Source organism: uncultured Lutibacter sp., assembly GCF_947493565.1.
GTDB classification, from domain to species: domain Bacteria; phylum Bacteroidota; class Bacteroidia; order Flavobacteriales; family Flavobacteriaceae; genus Lutibacter; species Lutibacter aestuarii.
Genome location: NZ_CANLRG010000007.1, coordinates 60,815 through 79,938, shown reverse-complemented (window position 1 = coordinate 79,938; position 19,124 = coordinate 60,815). Strand labels below are relative to the sequence as shown.

The 19,124-nt window shown below is 30.7% G+C and carries 16 protein-coding genes; 9 read left to right on the top strand and 7 right to left on the bottom strand.

Features of this window, described 5'->3' with window-relative positions; genetic code table 11:
- Positions 1 to 10 precede the first annotated feature (10 nt).
- Positions 11 to 3,436: an efflux RND transporter permease subunit gene (locus Q0714_RS10185; RefSeq protein WP_298264683.1), complete on the top strand. Its 3,426-nt coding sequence runs from the start codon at positions 11 to 13 to the stop codon at positions 3,434 to 3,436.
- 72 nt (positions 3,437 to 3,508) lie between these two features.
- Here the strand turns inward: Q0714_RS10185 and lepA are convergent, their stop codons facing one another.
- Positions 3,509 to 5,305, bottom strand: a complete 1,797-nt coding sequence (gene lepA / locus Q0714_RS10180) for a translation elongation factor 4 (protein ID WP_298264681.1) — start codon at positions 5,303 to 5,305, stop codon at positions 3,509 to 3,511.
- A gap of 77 nt (positions 5,306 to 5,382) precedes the next feature.
- A complete protein-coding gene (locus Q0714_RS10175) occupies positions 5,383 to 6,489 on the bottom strand; it encodes a hypothetical protein (RefSeq protein ID WP_298264678.1) in 1,107 nt (368 codons plus the stop codon).
- Between the two features lie 223 nt (positions 6,490 to 6,712).
- On the opposite strand from Q0714_RS10175, the gene dusB reads away from it, so the two are divergent.
- The gene (dusB, locus tag Q0714_RS10170; RefSeq protein WP_298264871.1) at positions 6,713 to 7,693 is read left to right on the top strand and encodes a tRNA dihydrouridine synthase DusB; all 981 of its coding nucleotides are present in this window, start codon (positions 6,713 to 6,715) and stop codon (positions 7,691 to 7,693) included.
- Positions 7,694 to 7,766: 73 nt separating this feature from the next.
- Here dusB and katG read toward each other — a convergent pair whose 3' ends face one another.
- The 3 genes from katG to rbfA form a co-directional block, all read right to left on the bottom strand.
- Positions 7,767 to 9,932, bottom strand: coding sequence for a catalase/peroxidase HPI (gene katG / locus Q0714_RS10165; protein ID WP_298264676.1), 2,166 nt, complete (start codon positions 9,930 to 9,932; stop codon positions 7,767 to 7,769).
- A gap of 194 nt (positions 9,933 to 10,126) precedes the next feature.
- On the bottom strand, positions 10,127 to 11,329 hold the full coding sequence (locus tag Q0714_RS10160) for an FtsX-like permease family protein (protein ID WP_298264675.1): 1,203 nt from the start codon (positions 11,327 to 11,329) through the stop codon (positions 10,127 to 10,129).
- 1 nt (position 11,330) lies between these two features.
- Complete coding sequence (rbfA, locus tag Q0714_RS10155) at positions 11,331 to 11,723, bottom strand: 30S ribosome-binding factor RbfA (RefSeq protein WP_298264674.1); 393 nt, start codon at positions 11,721 to 11,723, stop codon at positions 11,331 to 11,333.
- Positions 11,724 to 11,919: 196 nt separating this feature from the next.
- On the opposite strand from rbfA, the gene Q0714_RS10150 reads away from it, so the two are divergent.
- From Q0714_RS10150 to truB, 4 genes are read left to right on the top strand one after another with little or no spacing between them, the layout of a single operon-like run.
- Positions 11,920 to 12,798 (top strand): permease-like cell division protein FtsX, encoded by an 879-nt coding sequence (locus Q0714_RS10150; protein ID WP_298264671.1) that lies wholly within the window; start codon positions 11,920 to 11,922, stop codon positions 12,796 to 12,798.
- 1 nt (position 12,799) lies between these two features.
- Entirely contained in the window at positions 12,800 to 13,045 is a 246-nt protein-coding gene (locus Q0714_RS10145) for a DUF3098 domain-containing protein (protein ID WP_298264669.1), read from the top strand.
- 2 nt (positions 13,046 to 13,047) lie between these two features.
- Positions 13,048 to 13,845, top strand: coding sequence for an undecaprenyl-diphosphate phosphatase (locus tag Q0714_RS10140; RefSeq protein WP_298264667.1), 798 nt, complete (start codon positions 13,048 to 13,050; stop codon positions 13,843 to 13,845).
- On the top strand, positions 13,845 to 14,528 hold the full coding sequence (gene truB / locus Q0714_RS10135; RefSeq protein WP_298264664.1) for a tRNA pseudouridine(55) synthase TruB: 684 nt from the start codon (positions 13,845 to 13,847) through the stop codon (positions 14,526 to 14,528). Before Q0714_RS10140 ends, truB begins: the two co-directional genes overlap by 1 nt.
- Positions 14,529 to 14,564: 36 nt before the next feature.
- Here truB and Q0714_RS10130 read toward each other — a convergent pair whose 3' ends face one another.
- On the bottom strand, positions 14,565 to 15,053 hold the full coding sequence (locus Q0714_RS10130) for an ABC transporter ATPase (RefSeq protein WP_298264662.1): 489 nt from the start codon (positions 15,051 to 15,053) through the stop codon (positions 14,565 to 14,567).
- 44 nt (positions 15,054 to 15,097) lie between these two features.
- A complete protein-coding gene (locus Q0714_RS10125; RefSeq protein WP_298264660.1) occupies positions 15,098 to 15,697 on the bottom strand; it encodes a thioredoxin family protein in 600 nt (199 codons plus the stop codon).
- 243 nt (positions 15,698 to 15,940) lie between these two features.
- Between Q0714_RS10125 and Q0714_RS10120 the strand changes: the two genes are divergently transcribed.
- Genes Q0714_RS10120 through nosZ form a run of 3 tightly spaced genes read left to right on the top strand, consistent with a single transcriptional unit; the run spans position 15,941 to position 19,037 of the window.
- A complete protein-coding gene (locus Q0714_RS10120; RefSeq protein ID WP_298264658.1) occupies positions 15,941 to 16,519 on the top strand; it encodes a fasciclin domain-containing protein in 579 nt (192 codons plus the stop codon).
- 33 nt (positions 16,520 to 16,552) lie between these two features.
- Entirely contained in the window at positions 16,553 to 17,017 is a 465-nt protein-coding gene (locus tag Q0714_RS10115; RefSeq protein WP_298264656.1) for a cytochrome c, read from the top strand.
- 40 nt (positions 17,018 to 17,057) lie between these two features.
- A complete protein-coding gene (nosZ, locus tag Q0714_RS10110) occupies positions 17,058 to 19,037 on the top strand; it encodes a Sec-dependent nitrous-oxide reductase (protein WP_298264654.1) in 1,980 nt (659 codons plus the stop codon).
- Positions 19,038 to 19,124 lie beyond the last annotated feature (87 nt).

The window sequence follows — 19,124 nt, the reverse complement described above, 5'->3', positions numbered from 1 at the left end:
AACATTAAGCATGAATAAAATATTAAAAGAATTTAAATTATCTACATGGGCCATTCATAATAAAATGACCGTATTTGTATTAATTGGAATGATTTTTTTGGCTGGTATATTTTCTTACCAAAGTATGCCTAGAGAAGCATTTCCCGAAATTGTTGTGCCACAAATTTATGTTGCCACACCTTATCCTGGAAATTCTGCACTAGATATTGAAAAACTAATTACGCGCCCCTTAGAAAAAGAAATTAATGGAATTTCTGGGGTAAATGAAATTATTTCAACTTCAATTGAAGGGTTTTCATCTATACAAGTAGAATTTGATTTTAGTGTAACTCCTACAGAAGCTTTACGTAAAGTTAAAGACAAAGTAGATGCCGCTACTTCAGATAAAGATTTTCCAAAAGATTTACCTGCAGACCCAAATGTTCAAGAAATGAACTTTGCTGAATTAATTCCTATAATGAATATCAATTTATCTGGTGATTTTTCAATGGATCAATTAAAAGAATATGGAGAATATTTAGAAGATGAAATTGAAAAAGTTCCTGAAATTTCAAAAGTTGATATTAGAGGAATCCAAGATAAAGAAATGGAAATTAGCGTTGATTTGTACAAAATGGAAATTTCGCAAATTAGCTTTAATGACATTGCCATGGCTATTCAAAATGAGAATATGACCATTTCAGGAGGCGATTTATTGGAAAATGGTATCCGAAGAAATGTACGTGTAATTGGAGAATTTAAAAACGCCAAAGAAATTGAGGATATTATTGTAAAGCAAGAGAATAACAATATTGTTTATTTAAGAGATATTGCAACGGTAACTTTTAAAGAGCAAGAAAAAGAAAGCTACGCTCGTGAATTTTTACAACCCGTAGTGATGCTTGATGTAACTAAAAGAGGTGGTGAAAATTTAATTAATGCTTCCACACAAATAGACAAAATTATTACTAAAGCAAAAGAAAATTATTTTCCTTCAAATTTATATGTATCTAAAACAAACGATCAAACAAATGATACCAAAACTATGGTTGCTGACCTAGAAAACAGTATTATTTTAGGAGTAATTTTAGTTGTTTTAGTATTATTATTTTTCCTTGGAATTAGAAATGCACTTTTTGTAGGTATAGCCATTCCTTTATCAATGTTTATTTCGTTTATTATTTTAAGCGCTATAGGAGTTACTTTAAATACTATGGTGTTATTTTCATTAGTAATTGCTTTAGGAATGTTGGTTGATAATGGAATTGTTGTTGTTGAAAATGTATATCGATTATTAGATGAAGGATATTCTAAAATTGATGCTGCAAAATATGGAGTAGGTGAAGTAGCTATGCCTATTATAGCTTCAACTGCAACTACTTTAGCAGCCTTTTTACCTATTGCATTTTGGCCAGGTATGATGGGAGAATTTATGCGTTATCTTCCAATTACTTTAATTATTGTACTTACTTCTTCTCTATTTGTTGCATTGGTAATTAACCCAATGTTAACTTCAGTATATATGAAAATTAAAGAAGATGAAGTTAATTTTAAAAGAATTTTAATTTTTAGTTCAGCCCTATTTACTATTGGTGTATTCTTTATTATAGGTGGGTTATCTACTGGTATAAAAGGATTAAATGCGTTAGGTTTAATTTTAGCATTAGCTGGAGTTTTACGTATTGTTAATACAAAACTACTTACACCAAGCACTATATGGTTTCAAAACATATTTCTCCCAAAATTAGAAATCATCTATGAGAATACTTTAAAATTTGTATTAAAAGGAAAAAGACCAAGAACGCTATTTTTAGGAACTTTTGGTTTACTATTTTTTGCTATAATGCTTTTTGGAGCATTTCCTCCTAAAATACTTTTCTTTCCAGAAACTCCTCCAAAACAAGTGTATGTATATTTAGAATACCCTATTGGTACAGATATTGAGGAAACTAACAAACTTTCGCATCAAGTAGAAGCTAAAATTCAGGAATATTTAAAAAAATACGAGGTGAATGGAAATAATTTCTTAATTACCTCAATCATTGGTCAAGTAGGTGAAGGAACTAGTGACCCTAACCAAGGTCAACAAGGAGGAACAACTCCAAATAAAGCTCGTATTACTGTTGATTTTGTAAAGTTTATTGAACGTGATGGTATTGAAACTGAAGATGTTTTAGTTGACATAAGAAAATTATTACATGATTTTCCTGGAGTAAATATTACTGTTGATAGGCCTGCAGACGGCCCCCCAACTGGTGCTCCTATAAATATTGAAGTTTCAGGCGATGATTACGAGCAACTATTAGCAACGGCAGAAGATATTAAACAATTTATCAATGCAACTAACATTGCTGGTATTGAAGATTTAAAATTGGATGTTGAACAAGGCAAGCCTGAATTACCAATTGTTATTGATAGACAAAAAGCTAGAAGATTAAATATTTCTACAGGCCAAATTGGTGATGCTTTAAGAACTTCATTGTTTGGTAAAGAAGTTTCAACATTTAAAGATGGCGAAGATGATTACCCAATAAATATTCGTTTAATGGATAAGTATCGTTATAATAAAGATGCTTTAGTAAATCAGAAAATAACCTTTAGAAATCAATCAAATGGTGAAATTGTACAGGTTCCTATTTCTGCTGTTGCACATTCCGAAACTTCTTCAACCTTTAGCGCCGTTAAGCGTAAAGATTTAAATAGGGTAATTACAGTTTTTTCTAATGTGATCGAAAATTACAATCCTACAGATGTTAACGATCAAATTAAAAAAGCTTTAGAGCAATATCATTTACCTAAAGACATCTCCATTTCATTTACAGGAGAGCAAGAAAAGCAAGCTGAAGAAATGGCCTTTTTAAGTAAAGCATTGATGATTGCTGTATTTTTAATTTTCTTAATTCTTGTGGGGCAATTTAATTCAACCTCAACTCCAATCATCATTTCATTATCTGTATTATTGAGTTTAATTGGGGTGTTATTTGGGCTTATCATTTTTAGAATGGAATTTATAATTATGATGACGATGATTGGTATTATTTCACTGGCTGGTATTGTGGTTAATAATGCCATTGTACTTATTGATTATACCAATTTAATAATGAAAAGAAAACGATTAGAAAATGGTTTAGAAGAAGGAACTCTTACTAAAGAATTAATTTATGAAAGTATAGTTGAAGGTGGAAAAACTAGGCTTCGTCCTGTTTTATTAACTGCCATTACAACCATATTAGGTTTACTACCGTTAGCCATTGGAATTAACATCAATTTTATGACGCTATTTACTGAATTTGACCCTCAATTTTATATTGGAGGTGAAAATGTGGTATTTTGGGGGCCAATGTCTTGGACAATTATCTTTGGATTAACATTTGCTACTTTTTTAACACTAATTGTTGTTCCAATTATGTATTCGTTATTAAATAATTTAAAATTAAGATTAAATAGAAAGCAATAATTAAATTGTTCTATAAAAAGAAATCCCATCAAAATTGATGGGATTTCTTTTTATAGTAAATTGTTTTTAAAACTAATCATTCAGCTTTAAAACTGCCATAAAAGCTTCTTGAGGTATTTCAACATTACCAACTTGTCTCATACGTTTTTTCCCTTTCTTCTGCTTTTCTAATAATTTTCTTTTACGTGAAATATCACCTCCATAACATTTTGCAGTTACATCTTTTCTTAACGCTTTTACGGTTTCACGTGAAATAATTTTAGCTCCAATAGCAGCTTGAATTGGAATATCAAATTGCTGACGTGGAATTAACTGACGTAGTTTTTCACACATTTTTTTACCAATTGAATATGCGCTATCAGCATGAATCAACGCAGAAAGAGCATCCACAGATTGTCCATTCAATAAAATATCAACACGAACTAATTTTGAAGTCTTCATTCCAATTGGATGATAATCAAACGAAGCATAACCTTTAGAAACCGTTTTTAAACGATCGTAAAAATCGAAAACAATTTCAGCCAACGGCATATCAAACGTTAATTCAACTCGTTCAGGAGTCAAATAAGTTTGATTGGTAATTTGTCCTCTTTTTTCAATACACAAACTCATTACTGGTCCAATAAAATCGGATTTTGTAATAATAGTTGCTTTTATATAAGGCTCTTCAACTCTATTTAATTTTGAAGGCTCAGGTAAATCAGATGGGTTATTTACTAAAATAGGTACATCTGGATGTTTATTTGTAAATGCATTATATGAAACGTTAGGTACCGTAGTAATTACCGTCATATCAAATTCACGCTCTAAACGTTCTTGGATAATTTCCAAATGCAGCATTCCTAAAAATCCACATCTAAATCCAAACCCTAATGCTGCAGAGCTCTCCGGAATAAATACTAAGGAAGCGTCATTAAGCTGTAATTTTTCCATAGAAGCTCTCAACTCCTCATAATCTTCCGTATCAACGGGGTAAATACCAGCAAAGACCATCGGTTTTACATCTTCAAACCCTTCAATTCTTTTTTCTGTTGGATTTACGGCATCAGTAATAGTATCTCCTACTTTTATTTCACTTGCGGTTTTAACACCTGTTATTAAATAACCTACATCGCCCGCTTTTATACTTTGTTTTGGTACTTGTGTTAATTTTAAAGTTCCTACCTCATCTGCATTGTACGTTTTACCAGTAGCCATAAATTGAATACGTTGACCCTTTTTAATTTCGCCATTCATAACTCTAAAGTACGTTTCAACACCTCTGTAAGAATTATAAACTGAATCAAAAATTAAAGCTTGTAATGGTGCAGTTACATCTCCACTTGGATGTGGAATTCTTTCAATAATAGCTTCTAAAATATTATCTACACCAAAACCCGTTTTTCCACTTGCATGGATTACATCTTCAGGATCACATCCTAATAAATCAACAATATCATCGGTAACTTCTTCTGGATTAGCTCCGGGCAAATCTACTTTATTTAGTACTGGAATAATTTCTAAGTCGTGTTCTAAGGCTAAATATAAGTTGGATATGGTTTGTGCTTGAATGCTTTGTGCCGCATCCACAATTAACAATGCTCCTTCACAAGCAGCAATAGATCTAGATACTTCATAAGAAAAATCTACGTGGCCTGGAGTATCTATCAAGTTAAGTACATAGTCTTCACCTTTATAAACAAAATCCATTTGAATGGCGTGACTTTTAATAGTAATACCTCGTTCACGCTCTAAGTCCATGTTATCTAATAACTGTTCTTTTTTTTCTCGAGCTGTAACGGTACCTGTATAATCTAATAATCTATCTGCTAATGTGCTTTTTCCGTGATCAATATGTGCAATAATGCAAAAGTTCCTGATTTTTTTCATACTTCGTTTTCCTGTCTACTTAATTGCCGCAAATATAACGAAATAAGCGTTTAAAAATACAATTGCTTAAATGTTTGTTATTCTACCCAATCTGCAATAAATAAATTAGTGTCATGAGTTCCATTATTATTTCTATTGGAAGAAAAGACGATTTTTTTACCATCAGGTGAAAACATTGGAAAAGCATCAAAAACTTTATCAAAAGTTATTTGCTCCAAGCCCGTTCCATCAACATTAATCATGAATAAATTAAAACTTCTTTTTGATTTATGGTTGGATGAAAATATTACTTTCTTTCCTGAAGGATGAAAAAAAGGAGCCCAATTGGCATTTCCTAAATTTGTTATTTTTCTCAAATTACTTCCATCTACATCACATATATAAAGTTCCATATGAGTTGGTTGAACAAGTCCTTGTTTTAGCAAACTTTTATATTCTTTTATTTCTTCAGGAGTTTTTGGTCGAGACGATCTAAAAATTAATTGCTTTCCATTAGGAGAAAAGAACGCACCACCATCATAACCTAATTCATGTGTAATTTGTTGCACATTTGAGCCATCAATATTCATAGTAAATAATTCTAAATCTCCTGTACGTGTAGATGTAAATACAATTTTATCTCCTTTTGGTGATACCGTTGGTTCTGCATCATACCCATTTTCAAAAGTCAATTGTTTCAATTGATTTCCTTTAGTATCTGCTATAAATATATCATACCCTTCATAAACAGGCCAAATATATTTATTCCCATAATCTTCCTTTTTTGGAGTTGGCGGACAGTTTTTATCTGCTAAATGTGTTGAAGAATAAACAATAGTTGAGTCTCCTGGCAAAAAATAACTACAAGTTGTTCTACCTGTTCCTGTACTTACCAATTGTGGAATTTTTCCTTTGCTTAAATCTTCATTTATATTCATTGTAAAAATTTGATCGCATTGTAAATTCCAATCTTTGTTCGTGGCTTGAAATACTAATTTTGAATTATCAAAACTCCAATAAGCTTCTGCATTGTCTCCTCCAAAAGTTAATTGTTGAATATTTTTTAAGTGTTTTTCTTGCGAATAATGTATGGTATTTACAATTTTGGTTGCACCAGATTGTGCGTCGTAATTGGCTTTCTGATGTGAAGATTTACATCCAAAAAAACAGCTAATTACACCTAAAGCGATTAGTTTAAATTTCATAAGTTCATTGATTTAGTTTCTCAAAAATACAATTTATTTTGAAGTCAAATTAAAATTAAAAAAAAGACATTTATTACGTTAGGGATTGAGGTGAAATCCTTTTACAATCATATAATAGTATTAAATGATTGTAAAAGATATAATAAAGAGCCCGTCCTGAAAGGGAACGCCCTAATAAGTCTACTATTGAAAATAATTAGTAAATTTGCCGAAAATTTTAGATTTGGTAAAAATAGGAGACATAAAATTGAATGACTTTCCATTGTTGTTAGCTCCAATGGAAGATGTAAGTGACCCACCATTTAGAGCCTTGTGTAAAGAACAAGGTGCAGATGTTGTTTATACCGAATTTATTTCTTCAGAAGGCTTAATTAGAGATGCTGCAAAAAGCGTGAAAAAATTGGATATTTATGAAAAAGAACGTCCAGTTGGTATTCAAATTTTTGGAGCAAATTTAGAGTCTATGCTTCGTACGGTTGAGATTGTGGAAAAATCCAATCCAGATATTATTGATATTAACTTTGGATGTCCAGTTAAAAAAGTAGTAAGCAAGGGAGCTGGCGCTGGTATTTTAAAAGATATTGACCTTATGGTAAGTTTGACAGATGCAATGGTTAAACATACTAATTTACCAATTACAGTTAAAACAAGATTAGGTTGGGATCACGATTCTATTAAAATTATAGAAGTTGCTGAACGACTACAAGATGTTGGCTGTAAAGCCATTTCCATCCACGGAAGAACACGGGCTCAAATGTATAAAGGTGAAGCTGATTGGGCTCCAATCGCTGAAGTAAAAAACAATTCCAGAATGCATATTCCTGTGTTTGGTAATGGTGATGTTAACACTCCTGAAAGAGCGGTTGAAATGCGAGACAAATATGGTTTAGATGGCGCTATGATTGGAAGAGCAAGCATTGGAAATCCTTGGTTTTTTAAACAAGTAAAGCACTTTTTTGAAACTGGTAAACATTTACCTGAAGTTACTATAGCAGAACGTGTAGAAATGGCGAAACGCCACCTTCAACTTGAAATTGATTGGAAAGAAAGCGAAATTGTTGGAGTCATGGAAACCAGAAGACATTATACCAATTATTTTAAAGGAATTCCACATTTTAAAGATTACCGTTTAAAAATGGTTACTTCCGATTCTGCACAAGATGTTTTTAATGTTTTTGATGAAGTTTTACAAAAGTTTGCTTGATATAAATGTCTTAAATGTTTATAAAAAAAGCAGTTTAAAATTTAAACTGCTTTTTTATTGTTTGTATCTTCCTTTAGTTTAAATCAAATCTATCAGCATTCATTACTTTCACCCAAGCATTTACAAAATCATTAATAAATCTCTCTTTATTATCATCTTGTGCGTAAAATTCAGAATAAGAACGTAAAATAGAGTTTGAACCAAATACTAAATCAATTCGTGTAGCTGTAAATTTCACTTTTCCTGTTTTTTTGCAACGGATGTTGTAAAGTCCATTTTCTAAAGGCTCCCAAGCGTAACTCATGTCTGTTAAGTTTACAAAAAAGTCGTTAGATAAAGCTCCAACATGATCTGTAAATACTCCGTGTTTAGTTTCTCCATAATTTGTTCCTATAACACGCATCCCTCCTAATAAAACAGTCATTTCAGGAGCTGTTAATCCCATTAATTGTGTGCGATCGAGCATTAATTCTTCTGGGCTAACCATATACTCTTTTTTCATCCAGTTTCTATAACCATCTGCTAATGGTTCTAATGGTTCGAATGATTCTTCATCGGTCATTTCTTTAGATGCGTCACCTCGTCCAGGTTCAAAAGGGACTGTGATAGTCATTCCTGAGTTTTTAGCAGCCTTTTCAACACCAACATTTCCAGCTAAAACAATAGTATCTGCGATACTTATTTCAAATTCTGCCGCAATTGGTTCTAAAACTGATAATACTTTAGACAATTTTTTTGGTTCATTTCCCTCCCAATCTTTTTGAGGACTCAACCTAATTCTAGCTCCATTAGCACCTCCACGTTTGTCTGAACCTCTAAATGTTCTAGCGCTATCCCAAGCTGTAGAAACCATTTCAGAAATACTTAATCCTGAGTTTGTTATTTTTTCTTTAACTGCCTCAATATCATAGTTTTTTTTCCCTTCTGGAATTGGATCTTGCCAAATTAAATCTTCTTTAGGAAAATCCGATCCAAAGTAACAAGATTTTGGTCCCATATCTCGGTGTGTTAATTTAAACCAAGCACGTGCAAAAGTATTAGAAAAAGCTTCAAAATCATTTTTAAATTTCAATGAAATTTCTTTATAAATTGGATCAACTCTCATAGCCATATCAGCATCGGTCATTATTGGATGATGTCTAATAGAAAAATTTTCTACATCAACTGGTTTATCCTCTTCTTTTATAGTTATAGGTTCCCATTGCCAAGCTCCTGCTGGACTTTTTCTCAATTCCCACTCATGGTTAAATAACATTTCAAAAAATCCATTATCCCATTTTGTTGGATGAGTAGTCCAAGCACCTTCTAAACCACTTGTTACAGTATAACGACCTTTTCCTGATTTGTTTGGATTAGACCAACCTAGGCCTTGTTTTTCAACACCTGCAGACTCTGGATCTGGTCCTAAAACACTTGCATCTCCATTTCCATGAGCTTTTCCAACAGTATGTCCACCAGCAGTTAATGCTACTGTTTCTTCATCATTCATGGCCATTCTTTTAAAAGTTTCACGGACTTGTTCTGCAGTTTTTAATGGATCGGGCTTCCCATTTACTCCTTCAGGATTTACATATATTAACCCCATCTGTACTGCTGCTAAAGGGTTTTCCATGGAAGATGGTTTTTCTAAATTTTCGTAACGACTATCACTTGGTGCTAACCATTCTTTTTCAGCTCCCCAATAAATATCTTGTTCAGGGTGCCAAATATCTTCTCTACCAAAGGCAAAACCAAAGGTTTTTAATCCCATATTTTCATATGCAATGGTTCCAGCCAAAATAATTAAATCTGCCCAACTTATTTTATTACCATACTTTTTCTTAATTGGCCAAAGTAAACGTCTTGCTTTATCTAAATTAACATTGTCTGGCCAAGAATTAAGCGGCGCAAAACGTTGATTTCCTGTTCCACCACCTCCACGTCCATCAGCAATTCTATAGGTTCCAGCTGAATGCCAAGCCATACGAATCATTAATCCGCCATAATGTCCCCAATCTGCAGGCCACCATTCTTGACTATCAGTCATTAAATTATTTATATCTTGTTTTAATGCTAGAACATCCAGTTTTTTTAATTCCTCACGATAGTTAAAATTGGTTTTTAAAGGATTTGTTTTTGTATCGTGTTGGTGTAAAATATTTAAATTTAATGCCTTAGGCCACCAATCCATTACAGATTTATCTGATGAAGTATTTCCACCATGCATTACAGGACATTTACCTTCTTTTGAATTGCTCATGATTTTTTAATTTTTAATTTGTTTCAAAATAAACATAAATATTTTTTATTAAAAAATAATAATTATAGGTATTAATTATAATTGAATAGATTTTATACTTAAAATTTTATGAAGTATAAATTTAATGTATTACGGATTGATAATCAATTAAATTAGACAGAATGTTTTGATTATTTCAATTAACAAAAACAATATTATTCAACTAATTTTTTAGAAATTCTACTACTTGCTATTTTAGATGCTAAAAAGCCTAATACTAAAATGGTTACAACAACAGTGAGTACATTAAAAAGTGTGAACTCAACAGGATATGCCAAATGTTGAGTAATCATAAATAAATGATACTTTTTTTGCAACAACACTAAAAGTATCCCTAAAGAAAGTCCAATTACCAATCCAACAACAGATAATAAAAAGCCTTGTAAAATAAATACTCTTTTTATTTCTTTAATAGTAGCTCCTAAATTATACAAGGTCTTAAGGTTATCTTTTTTATCTAAAATCATCATAATTATAGCTCCTATCACATTAAATAAGGCAATAATTAAAATCAAAGTAAAAACTAAATAAGATGCAAAATTTTCTGTATTTAACATTTTATACAAAACAGCATTTAATTGCTCTCTATTTTCCACCACAAAATCATCACCTAAAGCACTTTTAATTTTTGTAATAATAACTTCTCTATCTTCAATACTTTTTACCCTAATTTCAATTGCTGAAACCTGATTTGGAGTATAATTTAATAATTGTTGAGCAACAGCTAATGAAATAAAAGTAAATTTTCTATCCATTTCATCAGTTAATGAAAATACACCTATTGCCTGTGTATTTATTTTTGAAAAAGCATTGTTTGGATTGGTAATATAACCTTCACCTGGTTTAGGAACATAAATTTTTAAAGGTTCTAAAAAATCAAAAACACCTACGGATAATAAATTGGAGATTCCATTACCAACAACAGCTCCTAAGGGGATTTCCTTATCTAACCAAGTACCCACATATACTGTTGTGTCTATTCTATTTACTTTTATATAATTAGAATCTACACCTTTAATATATGCAATGTGCGTTTTATTTTTAAAATCAAAAAAAGCACGTTCTTCAATTACTTTTGAATAAAATGCTATCCCTTTTTCATTATCTAAAATCGAATTTATTTCTTTCGAAACTAAAAACGATTTTCCTTTTTTGGAGGTAATTTTAATATCGGGGTCTGAAGTGTTTAAAAAACCAATACTAAATTCACGCAAGCCAGAAAACCCAGAAAGCACTATAAATAATGCCAATGTACCTACTATAACGCCAATAGCTGCAATAAAAGTAATAATGTTAATCGTATTGTTACTGCTTTTGGAAAATAAATATCGTTTTGCTATGTATAAAGGAAAATTCAATTTATCTTTTTTGACGTTTGTCTAAAATATCAGGATTTTTGATTGGATTTTCCTTTTTACCTTGTAAGGCGTTATCAATATCCTCAATATAATCTAAACTATCGTCAATATAGAAAGTTAGTTCTGGCATACGCCTAAGTTGTTCACGTGTACGTTTTGCCATTTCATACCTAATAGAAGCTGTATTTTCTTGAACCCCTTTTAAAATAATATCACGTTTTAATTGTGGAAATACACTCAAGTACACTTTTGCCTGAGATAAATCGGTTGTAACATTAACTTTGGTAACAGATATTATAACTCCCTTCATTCCGTCACGTGCTGCGCTTTGTAAAACTTCTGCCAAGTCTTTTTGTAAAACACCTGCTATTTTTTTTTGTCTGTTTGTTTCCATATTGCAAAAATAAGATTTAAATGTACACAATTTTTGTTTTCTGTATTAAATAAAATCTGAACTTTATCGTTAGTTATAAATAGCTTAAATTTAAATTCATTTAATTAAATCTATAATTACAAAAAAATGAATTATTAAACAATTCAACCATTCAACAACAATTTGTATATTGCACCTTTATTAAACACTAGTCCCTTTGAATAATTCGTTTGACAAATATCAAAAAAGAAGATTAAGATCATCATACTTTTCTGTAATTATAAGTATTGCTTTAGTATTGTTTTTAGTAGGTTTATTAGGATTAATTGTATTGAAAACAAATAGTATAACGAAGCATTTTAAAGAAAAAGTAGCAATCACCATTTTTTTGAATGACAATGCTAAATCTTCTGATGTAGAAATTTTACAAGCTGAATTAAAAAAAGCAGAATACACCAAAGCTGTTCATTATATTTCAAAAAAAGAAGCTGCCAAAAAATACAGTGAAGATATTGGAGAAGATTTTGTTGAATTTTTAGGTGACAATCCTTTAAAAAATGCCATCGATATTTCCTTAAAATCTGAATTTGTGACTCCAGAAAAAATGGAAGAAATTGAAAAAAGTTTATTGATAAGAAGTATCATTGCAGAAGTTTCCTATGATAAACCTTTAATTGAGCTACTTACTAAAAATATCAATCGTATTAGTTTTTGGATGCTACTTTTTAGTGGAGTTTTCACTTTAATTGCTGTTGTATTAATTAATAGTTCTATCAGACTTTCTGTTTACTCTAAACGCTTTACCATAAAAACTATGCAAATGGTTGGAGCTACAAAAGGCTTTATAAGAATCCCGTTTATTTGGAAAAGTGTTCAATTAGGAATTGTAGGTGCATTAGTAGCAATCGCTGGTTTAATAGCATTTATTCTGTATCTAAATAAAATGATTCCTGAAATTGAGTTATTAAATAACTATAAAATATTAGCTACCCTATTTGGAGCTGTTATAGGTTTAGGAATTTTAATTACTTGGATAAGTACATTTTTTGCCACTCAGCGTTTTTTAAATTTAAGAACAGACGAACTTTATTATTAAAATGAATAAGAAAAAAGAACAAAACAAACGCCAATTCTTATTTGGTAAAAGAAATTATAGCATTATGCTAGTTGGAATTGTATTTATTGCACTAGGATTTATTTTAATGGCTGGTGGTGGTAGTGACAATCCCGAAGTTTTTAATGAAGAAATTTATAATTTTAGAAGAATTCGTTTGGCTCCAACCCTAGTTATTATTGGTTTAGCTATTGAAATTTACGCTATTTTAGCGAAACCAAAAAAATAACCATGAGTTATTTTGAAGCAATTATTTTAGGTATTATTCAAGGATTAACCGAATTTTTACCTGTTTCTTCTAGCGGTCATTTGGAATTAATGAAAGTACTTTTAGGAGACACTTCATTACCCGAAGAAAGTTTAACCTTTACCGTAGTATTACATTTTGCTACTGCATTAAGTACTATTGTTATTTTTAAAAATGAAGTATTTCAAATTTTAAAAGGCTTGTTTCAATTTAAATGGAATAACGAACTAAAATTTTCTTTAAAAATTTGCATTTCAATGATTCCAGCAGTTTTTGCTGGCCTTTATTTTGAAGACCAATTTGAAGCCTTTTTTAGCGGTCAAATTTTACTGGTTGGTTTTATGTTAATTATTACATCATTGCTATTATTATTTGCTGATAAAGCTGCTAACACTACAAAAAATGTTTCATTTTTTAATGCTTTTGTAATTGGTATTTCACAAGCTTTGGCAATATTACCTGGAATTTCTAGGTCTGGAGCAACCATATCTTCATCAGTTTTATTGGGAATTGACAGAACCAAAGCAGCTCGATTTTCTTTTTTAATGGTAGTGCCTTTAATTTTTGGTAAAATTAGTAAAGATGTTTTATCAGGATCTATCAACTTTCATAGTTCGCAAATTGGGGTTTTATCCGTTGGCTTTTTGGCCTCATTTATTGCGGGTTTATTTGCTTGTAAATGGATGATAGCAATTGTTAAAAAAAGTAAACTTTCATATTTTGCTTTGTATTGTTTTATTATTGGTATTATTGCCATTGCAATTACATTAACTAAACAATAATGACTTTAGAAGATTACAAAAACGGACAAGTTATTTTAATTGATAAACCTTTAGAATGGACCTCATTCCAAGTAGTAAACAAGTTGCGTTGGCATATTAGGAAACATTTTAATATAAAGAAAATAAAAGTTGGTCATGCTGGAACATTAGATCCTTTAGCAACAGGCTTATTAATAATTTGTACAGGAAAGTTCACAAAAAAAATTGAAGAGTATCAGGGTCAAATTAAAGAATACACTGGCGAAATTACTTTAGGTGCAACTACCCCAAGTTACGATATGGAAACTGAAGTAAATGAAACCTACTCTATAAATCACATTACTGAAGATTTAATTCATTCTACCGCTAAAAATTTTATGGGCGAAATTGAACAAAAACCACCAATTTTTTCAGCCTTAAAAAAGGATGGAAAACGTTTGTATGAATTAGCTAGAGAAGGTAAAACCACTGAAATAAAAACCCGAAAAATAACCATTGAAGCTTTTGAAATTACCACTATAAACCTTCCAAAAATAACTTTTAGAGTCGTTTGCAGCAAAGGAACCTATATCCGTTCTTTGGCCTATGATTTTGGGATAGCTTTAAATTCTGGAGCTTATTTATCTGAGCTTCGTAGAACTAAAATTGGAAATTTCAATGTAAAAAACAGTATAAAAATTGAAGAGTTTATTACTAACTTATAATTACAACCTCCTCAATTTAAACTTATATTTTATATTTTACTTTTGTAAAAATCTTCCTAACCAACTATCCATAATATTAATTTCCCAGTTAGTTTCTAGCTCTTCCTTAGTGATAATCATATTATTAAAAACAATGGTTTTTTGAGAAACTCCTTTATTTTTAATCATTTTTTTAAATTCTTTTAGTTCTTTATATTGCACAAATTCACCTTGCTTGTAACAAACATTAATTTTATCTAATAAAATAATTTCATATTTAGCTTCAAGTTCTTGTATAAAAGAAACTAGTTGATCGTGTGACTTTAAACTTAAACTAAGCTCAGAATCATCAACCGTAATAATAATAAATCGATTGTATTTAATTTGATAGGAACAATTTAAAAATTGCCCATGGTTATTCCAGTTATTTAAAAAATTTTCAATGGCTTCTTTTAAGGTAGAAATTTCTTGAGCATAAAATTTTCTACTCGATGGAAAAACCCATAATTTACACCAATTTGGAATTTTATTATAAGCTACAATCATTTTTAAAATTTAGACGGTAAATATATCTAAATTAGTTCATTAATTTAAGATGCTTTCAATAACTTAATAATATCGTTTTGAGTACTATTCCCTTTATCTTTATTATACCATAATTGCAGGTTCTTTTTAAATTCATCATCAATAACTCCATTTTTCTCTTTATAATCTAACACCATTTTAGTAGCTATGGAAGGTCTAGGCCCCCAAGAGGTTATTACCTGATTATTAGCATCTAATAAGATTGTTTTAGGAATTGATTTACTTCCATTTGTTAAAAACTGATTCATTAATTCTTCATTTTCATCTCTAAAAACAATTTTTAAATTAATCTTTGTTGATGCACTTGCAATTTTATTTAATACTGGTACTATTTGTGCTGCATCTCCACACCAACCCTCAGAAATCACTAAAAAAGTAAAAGGTTTATTTAATTGGCTTAAAGAGTTTAAGGTTTCATCGGTTACTTTTAAAGTTTTATCCAACCTATCCATTCTTTTATCATTTAATAAACTGTATTCTAATAATATTTCAGATTGTTCCAAGCCTGTTGACTTTCTCTCATCCAATAGATTTTTTATTTTTAAACGATATTGCTCATAAGTAAATGACTTACTTATACTATTGGTTATTATTGTGTTATTCATTATTTTTTTACTATTTTTAATACTTAATTTATGACGTTTTTTATTGTAATTACTTACAACAAAATGTTATATACTATTTTAATTACAAAGATAAGTCTTGTAATCAAGGTATAAATGTAATTATTGTTACAATAATAAAAGACTAAAATATCTTTTAATCTTTAAAAGATGATTTTTATCATCTTTTAAGTGACTGTACAACATTACTTTTGTGATATATTTATTAACGTTAATAGAAGAAAAATGAAAAAAATCAAACTAACCTTTACACTTTTAGCAGTACTTGTGTTTTTTATGGTTTCCTGTGGGGGAAATGAAAAAAAACAAGAAAAAGAAGAAACAACTTCAGAGGTTCAACCTGAAGGAAAAGGACAATCAGCTGTCAATGACGATGTTTCGTCTGCAAATGCATTACAAGTAGCAAAATCATTAGATGATTTTAAAACATTAGTAGTAGCTATTGAAACAGCAGGAGTTGAAGATGCAGTAGTAAATGTAGGCCCATTAACCATATTTGCACCCATGAACACTGCCTTTGAAAAATTACCTGAAGGAACTGTTGAGAATTTATTAAAACCTGAAAACAAAGAGCAATTAGCCTTTATATTAAAAAATCATGTAGCTCCAGCAAATTTTCCAGACACGCAATTAAAAAAAGAAGCAAAAAAAGGTCGCAAATTATATATGGCTTCTGGAAAATATTTAGTCGTTGAAAATAAAGAAGATGGTATTTATGTTGGAGGAACAAAAATATTAAAAACCGTACAAGTCAGTAACGGTTGGATTCATGTAATTGACAACGTACTTGTTCCAACCGAATAATCAATAATTTATAAATTTAATAATAACTAAAAAATGAAGTTAAAAGTATTAGTAGTAGCATTGGTTGTAGCAATGGTATCAAGTTGTGGAAGTGATGGAAAAAAATCGGATAAAAAAGCAGCTCCTAAAGAAGAAAAAAAGGAAGTTGTTGAAGTAGATCCAATGAAAGACAAAGGTATTGGTCCAATAACTAGCGTTACGCTTACTGAAATTGACCAAGCTATGGCAGATAAAGGGAAAGCTGTGTTTTCAGCTAAATGTTCTGCTTGTCATAAAATGAGTAAAAGATTTGTTGGACCAGCTTTAGCAGGAATAACGGAAAGAAGAACTCCTGAATGGATTATGAATATGATTTTAAATCCTGAAGAAATGGTTGAAAAAAATCCAATAGCTAAAAAATTATTAGCAGAATATCTATCTCCAATGGCAAATCAGAGTTTAACCGAAGAAGAAGCTAGATTAATTTTAGAGTACTTTAGGACTGTAAAAGAAAAATAATTTTCTTAATTTAGAAAACAATCAAACAAACAAATATAGTATGAAAACAATTTTAAAATCTTTATTAGCAATTACCGTACTTTCAGTAGTATTTACTAGTTGTGGAAATGGAGGCTCAAAAAAAGGAGCACAAGGCGCCTTATCTGGAAGTGCTGCAGAAAAAGTTTATGTAGCTCCAGGAGAACACGATGAGTTCTATGCTTTTGTTTCGGGTGGATTTAGTGGGCAGTTAGCTGTTTATGGTTTACCTTCTGGACGTTTATTCAAAGTAATTCCTGTTTTTTCTGTTGATGCTGAAAAAGCTTATGGTTTTAACGAAGAAACAAAACCTATGTTAAATACTTCTCACGGATTTATTCCTTGGGATGATTCACACCACCCAGATATTTCTCAAACAGCTGGTGAATTGGATGGTCGTTGGGTATTTATAAATGGTAACAATACACCTCGTATTGCAAAAATTGACTTAACAACTTTTGAAACTACAGAGATTATTGAAATACCAAATTCTGCAGGGAATCACAGTTCTTCATTTGTAACTGAAAATACAGAATATGTGGTTGCCGGAACTCGTTTTTCTGTTCCTTATCCTCAAAGAGATATGCCTATTGAAGAATACAAAGGAAACTTTAAAGGTGCTTTAAGCTTCATTTCTGTAGATCCAGAAGATGGCGCAATGGATTTAAAATTCCAAATTATGATGCCTGGTTTTAACTATGATTTATCACACCCTGGTCGTGGAAAATCTCATGGATGGTTTTTCTTTACTACCTATAATACAGAAGAAGCTAATTCATTATTAGAGGTAAATGCATCGCAAAACGATAAAGATTTTATTGCAGCTATTAACTGGAAAAAAATTGAAGAATATGTAAATAATGGTGGTGGAACAAAAGCTCCTACAAGATATGCACATAATGTTTATAATGAAACTACTCATACAGCAACTTCAACAATAAAAGAAGAAGTAGTGGTAGTAGACCCTTCTGAAGTTCCAGGTGCAATATATTTCTTACCAACACCTAAATCTCCACATGGTTGTGATGTAGACCCTTCAGGTGAGTATATTATTGGTAGTGGTAAATTAGCTGCCGAATTAACAGCACATTCATTTACTAAAATGTTAGCTGCAATTGAAGGTGAAAAATTTGATGGTGAAGCTTATGGAATTCCTATTTTAAAATATGACGAAATTTTAGCTGGAGCAGTTAAACAACCTGGATTAGGACCATTACATACAGAATTTGATGGACAAGGAAATGCTTATACTACTTTCTTTATTTCATCTGAAGTTGTAAAATGGAAATTAGGAACTTGGGAAGTGGTAGATAGAAAACCTACTTATTATTCTGTAGGTCATTTAATGATTCCTGGAGGAAATTCCCGTAAGCCATTTGGTAAATATGTTTTAGCAATGAACAAAATTACAAAAGATCGTTACCTACCAACTGGCCCTGAAGTAACACAATCTGCTCAATTATATGACATTACTGGAGAAAAAATGGAATTATTATTAGATTTCCCTACTATTGGTGAACCTCATTATGCCGCAGGTTGTCCAGCTGATTTATTAAAACCTAACTCTAAAAAAATATTTAAGTTAGAAGAAAATGAACATGAATATGCTGTTAAAAGTGAGGCTGAAGCTAAAGTAGTAAGAGATGGAAACGAAGTTCATATATATATGACAATGATACGTTCTCACTTTGCTCCTGATAATATTGAAGGTATACAAGTTGGAGATAAAGTATATTTCCACGTAACAAACTTAGAGCAAGATTACGATGTTCCTCATGGAATTTCAATGATTGGTGCTAATACCTCAGAATTGTTAATTATGCCAGGACAAACAGAAACATTTGTTTGGGAACCTAAACAAGTTGGTGTATGGCCATTCTATTGTACAGATTTCTGTTCAGCATTACACCAAGAAATGCAAGGATATGTAAGAGTTTCTCCTAAAGGTTCAAGTGTTCCTATTACTTATACACTTGATGGAGATGCTGTTGATGCGGAATAAATTTATGATTCCTTTTAAAAATCTAATTAAGCGGACAAGTAATTATTTCTTGTCCGTTTAAATTAAAATGCCATAAAAAATCAAAAA

Bases quoted from the DNA above. Each gene is read 5' to 3' on its own strand.
- Q0714_RS10185 (WP_298264683.1), top strand. From the start codon at position 11: ATGAATAAAATATTAAAAGAATTTAAATTATCTACATGGGCCATTCAT.
- lepA (WP_298264681.1), bottom strand. From the start codon at position 5,305: ATGAAAAAAATCAGGAACTTTTGCATTATTGCACATATTGATCACGGA.
- Q0714_RS10175 (WP_298264678.1), bottom strand. From the start codon at position 6,489: ATGAAATTTAAACTAATCGCTTTAGGTGTAATTAGCTGTTTTTTTGGA.
- katG (WP_298264676.1), bottom strand. From the start codon at position 9,932: ATGAGCAATTCAAAAGAAGGTAAATGTCCTGTAATGCATGGTGGAAAT.
- rbfA (WP_298264674.1), bottom strand. From the start codon at position 11,723: ATGGAAACAAACAGACAAAAAAAAATAGCAGGTGTTTTACAAAAAGAC.
- Q0714_RS10145 (WP_298264669.1), top strand. From the start codon at position 12,800: ATGAATAAGAAAAAAGAACAAAACAAACGCCAATTCTTATTTGGTAAA.
- Q0714_RS10140 (WP_298264667.1), top strand. From the start codon at position 13,048: ATGAGTTATTTTGAAGCAATTATTTTAGGTATTATTCAAGGATTAACC.
- truB (WP_298264664.1), top strand. From the start codon at position 13,845: ATGACTTTAGAAGATTACAAAAACGGACAAGTTATTTTAATTGATAAA.
- Q0714_RS10130 (WP_298264662.1), bottom strand. From the start codon at position 15,053: ATGATTGTAGCTTATAATAAAATTCCAAATTGGTGTAAATTATGGGTT.
- Q0714_RS10125 (WP_298264660.1), bottom strand. From the start codon at position 15,697: ATGAATAACACAATAATAACCAATAGTATAAGTAAGTCATTTACTTAT.
- Q0714_RS10120 (WP_298264658.1), top strand. From the start codon at position 15,941: ATGAAAAAAATCAAACTAACCTTTACACTTTTAGCAGTACTTGTGTTT.
- Q0714_RS10115 (WP_298264656.1), top strand. From the start codon at position 16,553: ATGAAGTTAAAAGTATTAGTAGTAGCATTGGTTGTAGCAATGGTATCA.
- nosZ (WP_298264654.1), top strand. From the start codon at position 17,058: ATGAAAACAATTTTAAAATCTTTATTAGCAATTACCGTACTTTCAGTA.